At 68.5% G+C, this 1699-nt stretch carries 2 protein-coding genes; one reads left to right on the top strand and one right to left on the bottom strand.

The features are described 5' to 3' along the window. Positions 1-718: 718 nt before the first annotated feature. The gene (locus tag ABZ622_RS42025; protein WP_360552612.1) at positions 719-1150 is read left to right on the top strand and encodes a hypothetical protein; all 432 of its coding nucleotides are present in this window, start codon (positions 719-721) and stop codon (positions 1148-1150) included. A 193-nt stretch (positions 1151-1343) separates the two neighbouring features. Here ABZ622_RS42025 and ABZ622_RS42020 read toward each other — a convergent pair whose 3' ends face one another. Further along, on the bottom strand, positions 1344-1553 hold the full coding sequence (locus ABZ622_RS42020; RefSeq protein WP_360552610.1) for a peptidoglycan-binding domain-containing protein: 210 nt from the start codon (positions 1551-1553) through the stop codon (positions 1344-1346). Positions 1554-1699 lie beyond the last annotated feature (146 nt).

Raw genomic sequence — 1699 nt, 5'->3', positions numbered from 1 at the left:
GTAGAGCCAGCCCTCGGATGTGGGCAGAGCGGTGATGTCGCCGACCAGTTTCGTGCCGGGAACCTCGGCATGGAAGTCGCGGCCGATCAGGTCCGAGGCCGGCCTGGCCTTCTTCCGGTGTGTGCCGGGCCGGCAGCCCGCACCCGGCAGGCGCGACCGCGGACGAGGAACGCGGCGGCGACGGCGAGCACGGTGACCGCAACGCGGGCGATGCCGCCGCGGTCGGGTGCTGTGAAGGTGAGGGACACGATGTGGTGTCGATCCCCGCGCCCGCTGTCACATGGTCCGGGCCCGGGGACGGGTGGGCGCCGCGGGGGAAACGGGCCAGGGAAGGGTGTCCTGCGTCGCCTCCCCCGCGGCGGGTCAAGCGCGGACGGGCGCGGCTGGGTCCGCCCGGCGCTTCGGCGGCGCTCCCATGCGCGACTGCCGTGCTGATATGAAATGGCTGGCGTACGCCCAGTTCACGCGCCTGCGCTCGGGGCGCCTGTCCTGGCTCTTGTGTGCTTCCGCCTCGCGTTTACGCTTCGGGTCGCACCACGCCTGGCCAGGCAAGCCTTGATGACGCACAGCAATTGCCTGAACACTGAAAGTCGGCGCGGTCGTGTGGCTGCGCCGCCTTTCAGATCTGTCGTCATGCTCCTTGGTGCGTGCCGAACCGTCCGGTTCCGCGTGGCGGGTGTGCGTGGGGGTGGATCGCGTCTCCCGTATGGAGGAGTGGATGACGGACATCACGCAGGTCAGTGTCCAGCTGTGGACGGCGACCGAGGCAGGGGCCGGCACCAACGGCTTCGTGTACATCGGAGTAGCCGGCCGGGAGTTCCATGTGGACTCTTCCCGCGACGACTTCGAGTCCGGCGACAACTACACCTACGTCTTCGGTATCGGAGCCAACGTACTCGACTCGGCACGCAACGATCCGCGTCTGCCCCGCCTCGACACCGACGACGCGGACCGGTACCCCGTGTACCTCCGCTTCGAGGGCGTCGACAACGACGACGCCTGGTGCCTGGAAGGGGTGACCGTCGTCGTCAACCCGAGCGGAACCGGCACCCGCACCTACGACAACCCGCGGCTCGCCGGGACCGGAGCCGACCAGAAGATCTGGCTCGGCAAACGCTTCGGCCAGACCGTCTACCTCAGGCGTATCTGACGAACAATCCCCGCTGCCCCCTGGAGAGGGCGCGCGCAGCTTGGAGGTGATTCCACGCCTTGGCTCAGACACGGTCCGCCGCCCGCTTCGTAGTGGGCTTCGGGGTGTCTGGGCCTACAGCGGGAGAACCCCGGTCCCCTTGCTGTCAGGCTGCCGAGCCGCCCCGAGCCAGCCCAGGGGCCAGGCGCCTGGATCACCCGCACGGGCGGTTCACGCAGCCGGACATGGGGGTGTCGAGGTACTTCCAGGTCTGGGGTCCGACCTGGCCGTCGGGCTTGAGACCGCTGCAGCGCTGGACGGCGCGTACGGCGGTGTCGGTGCTCTCTCCGAAGTTGCCGTCGAGGGCGACGGTGTAGTCGTAGTTCAGCAGGCACTGGATCTCCTTCACCTTCGAGCCGACCATGCCCCTGGCCATGACCTGGGTGCGGTCCCAGTTGTAGGGGCAGTTGGCGCGTGAAGCTTCCCCGTGATCTTGGACACTCGATGCCTATGCTGCGAGGTCGTGTTGGTGCCGTTGCCGGGTTTCGGCCGGGGTGAGGTAGCCGAAGA

The organism is Streptomyces sp. NPDC007164, assembly GCF_040634135.1.
Lineage (GTDB): Bacteria > Actinomycetota > Actinomycetes > Streptomycetales > Streptomycetaceae > Streptomyces > Streptomyces sanglieri.
This window is presented reverse-complemented; position numbering and strand designations above follow the sequence as displayed.